Here is a 6550-nt window from a genome sequence, read left to right as displayed (position 1 = left end):
GGGTTTCGCCGCGTTGCTCCATGTCGTCATCCCCGCGAAGGCGGGGATCCAGAGACTTCAGAGCCATGCTGCGGTGAAGCCCTGGATGCCCGCCTTCGCGGGCATGACGGTAGGTGGAGTGTGCGGCGGGCGGGTTTCGCCGCATTGCTCCATGTCGTCATCCCCGCGAAGGCGGGGATCCACAGACTTCAGAGCCATGCCTCGGTGAAGCCCTGGATGCCCGCGTTCGCGGGCATGACGGTAGGTGGGTTGCGTGGTGGGCGGGTTTCGCCGCGTTGCTCCAGAGACTTCAGAGTCATGCCGCACTGAAGCCGCGCCATGAAAGGCTCCGCCTCAAGCCGGCTTCGGCGCGGTCGCCAACGCGGGGCCCACGCCCGCCGGCGCGCGCTGCTTGCGCGCCTTCAGTCCGAAGCACGGCCGCAACAGCGGCACCCGCCGGATGAGTTCGTGCAGCACGAAGCACCCGGTCACGGTGCCGCCCAGCACGATCGCCGGCTCGGCCAGCGGGCCGAACTTCAGCGGCAGGATCCAGTAGGCGATCAGCACGATCAGGCTCTGGTGCAGCACGTACCAGGGATAGACCGCCTCGGTCGCCCACGGCAGCCAGCGCAGCGGCCGGTTCAGCAGGTGGTGCGACCAGCCCAGGATCGCGCACAGCGCGGTCCAGATGTAGAAGCTGCGCACCGTCCAGACCAGGTATTGCACGCTCTGCGGCATGTCGTCGGGCAGCAGCGCGATCAGCGCCGCGTAGGCCGCGAACAGCAGCGGCGCCAGGGCCAGCGCGCGCCGGCGCAGCCGCGCCAGTTCGGCCCACAGGCCGGCGTCGTTGCCGATCCAGTAGCCGTACAGGAACACGCTGAAGTAGATCGCGTGGCGGTACCAGTCGTGGATCAGGTCGCCGGTTTCCTGGAAGTGCGGCTGCAGCAGGATCGAGAACAACGCCAGCGGCAGCGCCGGCAGGCTCAGCAGGGCGCCGCCGCGCAGCGAGGCCAGCGCGGCCTGCAGGCGCCGCCCGGCGCGGCTGCGCAGCAGCGGCAGCAGCGCGGTCAGGGCAACGGTGTAGACCCACAGGTAGGCCAGGTACCAAAGGTGGTTCCAGGTGAAGCCGTACTGCCAGCCGTCGAACGCGCCCGGCGGCCAGGGCTTGAACTGGTAGTAGCGCAGCAGGAAGGCGCCGAAGCCCGGTTCGACCAGGCCGTTGGCCACGCCCTGGGCGTAGGGCTGGATCGGCACCACGACCAGGCAGCCGAAGGTCAGCGGCAGCAGCAGGCGCCAGCTGCGTTGGGCCAGGAACCGGCCGGCGCCGGTGCCGCGCAGCAGGAAGTGCACCGACAGGCCGGAGATCAGGAAGATCAGGTCCATGCGCCAGCGGTTGAGCACCAGCATCGGCCATTGCAGGGCCTCGGACTGGTGCGGGCTCTTGAGGTGCCAGCCCCAGTCGGCGACGTAGAGCATGGCGCAGTGGTAGAGGATCAGCAGGCAGAAGGCGAGGGTGCGCAGGGCGTCGATGTCGTAGCGGCGTTGCATGGTCGGTTCGCGCTGGAAGGTGGACGAACCTTGCGCGTTCAGACACTTGCGCGGCGCGGCGGGGTGATCGGAAGGGGGCCGACAGGGACGGAACGCGGCCCGCGGGGACGGCCGGTTGCCGTCCCGGGCCGCTCGCGGGCGAGAATGCGCGGCATGAACGCCGAAATTTCCACGGCCCTCGCGGCCGCGCCGCCCGTCGTCCCGCCTGCCGTCGCACCGGCCGTCGCCAGGCGCAGCGTCTGGGACCGCTACCAACCCTGGCGCCGTCCGGCCGAGATCGCGGCCTGGGTGGCGATCTTCGCCGTCAACGCCGCCGCCGGCACCCTGACCTCGATCATCGACATCCACCGCTACGGCATGGACATCCCCGACTGGGCGCCGCTGGTGTGGGAGAGCAGCAGTTGCGCGACGGCGCTGGCGCTGGTGCCGGCGCTGGTCTGGTTCACCCGCGCGGTGCCGTTCCGCTTCGATGGCTGGCGGCGGGCGCTGGCCCTGCACCTGCTCGCCAGCGTGGTCTGGTCGGTGCTGCACGTGGTCGGCATGGTCGCGATCCGGCAGGCGGTCTATGCCAGCCTGGGCGAGCGCTACGAGTGGGGCGACTGGGGCGTCAACCTGCTCTACGAATACCTGAAGGACGTGCGCAGCTACGGCTACATGGTGCTGTGGATCGAAGGCTACCGCCTGCTGCTGCGGCGCTGGCAGGGCGAGGCCAGCGTGCTGGCGGCGCCGGACGATCTGCCCGCGCCGGCCCAGCCCGAACGCCCGGAGCGCTTTCTGGTGCGCAAGCTCGGCAAGGAGTTCCTGGTCGCGGCCAACGAAGTGGAGTGGCTGCAGGCCTCGTCCAACTACGTCAACCTGCGCGTGCGCGGCCGCGACTACCCGCTGCGCAGCACCATGGCGGCGATCGAGGTCCAGCTCGACCCGGCCCGCTTCGCGCGCGTGCACCGCAGCTACATCGTCAACCTGGATTGCGTCGGCGAGATCGAACCGCTGGACAGCGGCGATGCCCGCATCACCATGCGTGACGGCAGCCAGGTGCCGTGCAGCCGGCGCTATCGCGCGGCGTTGCGGCATGAGCGGCGGGCGGGGTAGGGCGCCGCGCGCCGTCTCGGTGCGGCTCAGCCGCCGGGTGTGCGCGCGGCCTGCGGCGGCAGCAGCGCCGCCAATTCGCGCACGAACTGTTCGATCTTCTCCGGCGAATAGCCGCGATGCGCCTGCACCAGCTTGCCGTCGCGGTCGACCACGAACAGGTTCGGCACCGTGCGCACGCCGTAGTAGCGCGCGGCGCTGCCGGGGTCGCGGACGAAGCTCAGGTCCAGCCCCGGATTGAGGCGCAGGAACTCGTCGTAATCGCGCTGCGGTTCGTTGAGATTGACCGCGATCACCTGCAGATGCTCGCGGCCGACCGACTTGAGCAGGGTCGACAGCATCGGCAGCTCGCGCCGACACGGCGCGCACCAGCCGGCCCAGAAGCTGATCACCACGAGCTTGCCGCGGTAGTCGCTGACCTTGACCGGCCGGCCGCGGCGGTCGAGGCCAAGGAAATCCGGCGCCGGTTCGCCCAGGGCCGGTCCCGCGGACGCGGGACGAAGCGGCGAGGGCGGCGCCGCGGGCGCCTGCGCCCGGGCCGGCGCGCTCAGGCCCGCGAGCGCGAGTACGAGCGAGAGCAGCCAGCCGCCACCCCAGCCCGCGCGCCCGCGCGCGCCGTCACTTCTCGACGAACGCACGCTCGAACACATACTGCCCCGGCGTGCCGATCCGCGGCGCGGCGACGAAGCCGCGGCGGTCGAGCAGTTCGCGGAAATCGGCCAGCATCTGCGGGCTGCCGCAGATCATCGCGCGGTCGTGCTCGGCGTCCAGCGGCGGCAGGCCGAGCTGGTCGGCCATCCGGCCCGAATCCATCATCTGGGTCAGGCGCCCGCGCTGGTCGCGGCCGTCGAACACGAAGTCCTCGCGCGTCACCGCCGGGTAGTACTTGAGCTTGGCCGCGATCTGCTCGCCGAGGAACTCGTGCTGCGGCAGTTCGTTGACGATGTAGTCGCGATAGGCCAGATCCTGCGCGCTGCGCACGCCGTGGCAGAGCACCACGTTCTCGAAGCGCTCGTAGGTGTCCGGATCCTTGATCACCGACAGCCACGGCGCGAAGCCGGTGCCGGTGCCGAGCAGGTACAGGTTGCGGCCCGGGTGCAGGTCGTGGATCAGCAAGGTGCCGGTGGGCTTGCGCCCGATCAGCACGCTGTCGCCGGGCTGGATCGACTTCAGGCGCGAGGTCAGCGGGCCGTTTGGCACCTTGATGCTGAAGAACTCGAGCTGCTCCTCCCAGTTGGCGCTGGCGATGGAATACGCGCGCAGCAGCGGCTTGCCGTCGACGAGCAGGCCGATCATCACGAACTGGCCGTTCTCGAAGCGGAAACCGTCGTCGCGGGTGGTGGTGAAGCTGAAGTAGTCGTCGGTCCAGTGACGGACGTCCAGCACCGTCTCGGTGCCAAAAGCGGAGGACATTGCGCGGTGGGGTGGTGGAGCGGGGCGCTCATTGTACCCTAGGGATGAGAGCGATTCTTATCTGGGAGATAGCGGATAGGAGATAGGAGATAGCAAGAGCTCGCCCTCATCCGGCTTTTGCTATCTCCTATCTCCTATCCGCTATCTCCCATCTCCCCCGCCCCCAAAAACCTAGTCCTGTCAACGGGTTCCCCCATCCCCCCAGCATTGCGACAATCCCCGGGCGCCCCGCAGTCGGGGCTACACGATTGGAAACGATGCAAGACCAGAACCCGCAGTCCGCACAGATCGCCCGCAAGATCGCCCAGCTCATCGCCGGCGAGATCAACGCCCAAACCGCGCAGGTCCAGGCCGCCGTCGGCCTGCTCGACGAGGGCGCCACGGTTCCCTTCATCGCCCGCTACCGCAAGGAAGTCACCGGCGGCCTCGACGACACCCAGTTGCGCGATCTGGAATCGCGCCTGCGCTACCTGCGCGAGCTCGAAGACCGCCGCGCCGCGGTGCTGGAGAGCATCGCCGAGCAGGGCAAGCTGAGCGACGAACTGCGCGCGGACATCGAAGCCGCCGACAGCAAGGCGCGCCTGGAAGACCTGTACCTGCCGTACAAGCCCAAGCGCCGGACCAAGGCGCAGATCGCGCGCGAGGCCGGGCTGGAGCCGCTGGCCGACGCGCTGCTGGCCGATCCGATGCTCAAGCCGGAGGAATTCGCCGCCGGTTTCGTCAGCGAAGAAAAGCAGGTCGCCGACGTCAAGGCCGCGCTCGACGGCGCGCGCGCGATCCTGATGGAGCGCTGGGCCGAAGACGCCACCCTGGTCGGCGGGCTGCGCAGCTGGCTCAGCGAAGTCGGGGTGATCCGCGCGCGCGTGGCCGAGGGCAAGGAGAACGAAGGCGCCAAGTACCGCGATTACTTCGACCACGCCGAACCGCTGGCCAAGATCCCCTCGCATCGTTTGCTCGCGCTGTTCCGCGCGCGCCGCGAGGAAATCCTGTTCCTCGACCTCGACCCGGGCAGCGACGCCGAAGCCGGCCACCAGCAGGGCGAAGGCCGGGTCGCGGTCAACGCCGGCATCCGCGACCAGGGCCGTCCGGCCGATCGCTGGCTGCTCGACTGCTGCCGCCTGACCTGGCGCGCCAAGCTGCACCTGCACCTGCTGCTGGACCTGTTCGGCCAGGCACGCGAGAAGGCCGAGGCCGAAGCCATCGACGTGTTCGGCGACAACCTCAAGGACCTGCTGCTGGCCGCGCCGGCCGGCCCGCGCGCGGTGCTCGGCCTCGATCCGGGCCTGCGCACCGGGGTCAAGGTGGCGGTGGTCGACGCCACCGGCAAGTTCGTCGCCCACGACACCATCTACCCGCACGAGCCGCGCAAGCAGTGGGACCAGTCGCTGCACACGCTGCGCGCGCTGTGCATCAAGCACGGCGTCGAGTTGATCGCGATCGGCAACGGCACCGCCTCGCGCGAGACCGACAAGCTCGCCGGCGATCTGATCAAGCTCATGGCCGATGCCAAGCTGGCCAAGGCGGTCGTCAGCGAAGCCGGCGCGTCGGTGTATTCGGCGTCCGAATTCGCGTCGAAGGAATTCCCGGATCTGGACGTGAGCATCCGCGGCGCGGTGTCGATCGCGCGGCGTCTGCAGGATCCGCTGGCCGAGCTGGTCAAGATCGAGCCCAAGGCGATCGGCGTGGGCCAGTACCAGCACGACGTGGACCAATACCGCCTGGCGCGCGCGCTCGATGCGCGGGTGGAGGACTGCGTGAACGCGGTCGGCGTGCTGGTCAACACCGCGTCGGCGCCGCTGCTGGCGCGGGTGTCGGGCCTGTCCTCGACCGTCGCCGAGAACATCGTCCGCCACCGCGACGACAACGGCCCGTTCAAGACCCGCAAGGACTTGCTCAAGGTGCCGCGCCTGGGCGAGAAGACCTTCGAGCAGTGCGCCGGCTTCCTGCGCATCGTTGACGGCGACGAGCCGCTGGACGCTTCGGCGGTGCACCCGGAGGCGTATCCGGTGGTCGAGCGCATCGTCAAGCAGTGCGGGCGCGAGGTGAAGCAGCTGCTGAGCGATCCGCAGTTCGTGCGCAGCCTGAAGCCGGAGGCCTACACCGACGAGAAGTTCGGCGTGCCGACCGTGCGCGACATCCTCAAGGAAATGGAAAAGCCCGGCCGCGATCCGCGCCCTGAGTTCAAGGCGGCCAAGTTCGCCGACGGCGTCGAAGACCTCAAGGACCTCAAGGTCGGCATGATCCTGGAAGGCGTGATCAGCAACGTCGCCGCGTTCGGCGCGTTCGTCGACATCGGCGTGCACCAGGACGGGCTGATCCACATCTCGGCGCTGTCGGACAAGTACGTCAAGGATCCGCGCGACGTGGTCAAGGCCGGCGACGTGGTCAAGGTGCGGGTGCTGGAAGTGGACATCGCGCGCAAGCGCATCGCTTTGACCCGGCGCCTGGACGACGCGGTGCCGGCGCCGCGCGCGCCGGGCGAACGCGGCGGCGGCGAGCCGCGCGGCAACGATCGCGGCGG

5 protein-coding genes are annotated in these 6550 nt (G+C 69.5%); 2 read left to right on the top strand and 3 right to left on the bottom strand.

The annotated features are described in order from the left end of the window. Window positions 1-333 precede the first annotated feature (333 nt). Window positions 334-1527, bottom strand: coding sequence for an acyltransferase family protein (locus tag A7A76_RS15600; protein WP_206412045.1), 1194 nt, complete (start codon window positions 1525-1527; stop codon window positions 334-336). 153 nt (window positions 1528-1680) lie between these two features. On the opposite strand from A7A76_RS15600, the gene A7A76_RS15595 reads away from it, so the two are divergent. Next, entirely contained in the window at window positions 1681-2619 is a 939-nt protein-coding gene (locus A7A76_RS15595; RefSeq protein ID WP_206412044.1) for a LytTR family DNA-binding domain-containing protein, read from the top strand. 26 nt (window positions 2620-2645) lie between these two features. Here A7A76_RS15595 and A7A76_RS15590 read toward each other — a convergent pair whose 3' ends face one another. Together A7A76_RS15590 and A7A76_RS15585 are read right to left on the bottom strand one after the other, a co-directional pair. Further along, window positions 2646-3254 (bottom strand): redoxin domain-containing protein, encoded by a 609-nt coding sequence (locus tag A7A76_RS15590; RefSeq protein ID WP_206412043.1) that lies wholly within the window; start codon window positions 3252-3254, stop codon window positions 2646-2648. Beyond that, the gene (locus A7A76_RS15585) at window positions 3235-4029 is read right to left on the bottom strand and encodes a ferredoxin--NADP reductase (protein WP_206412042.1); all 795 of its coding nucleotides are present in this window, start codon (window positions 4027-4029) and stop codon (window positions 3235-3237) included. The genes A7A76_RS15590 and A7A76_RS15585 overlap by 20 nt, the downstream gene beginning before the upstream one ends. A 257-nt stretch (window positions 4030-4286) precedes the next feature. On the opposite strand from A7A76_RS15585, the gene A7A76_RS15580 reads away from it, so the two are divergent. Next, window positions 4287-6550: Tex family protein (locus A7A76_RS15580; RefSeq protein ID WP_206412041.1), on the top strand; the 2264-nt coding region annotated here is incomplete at its 3' end.

The organism is Lysobacter enzymogenes, assembly GCF_017168095.1.
GTDB lineage: Bacteria > Pseudomonadota > Gammaproteobacteria > Xanthomonadales > Xanthomonadaceae > Lysobacter > Lysobacter enzymogenes_D.
This window is presented reverse-complemented; position numbering and strand designations above follow the sequence as displayed.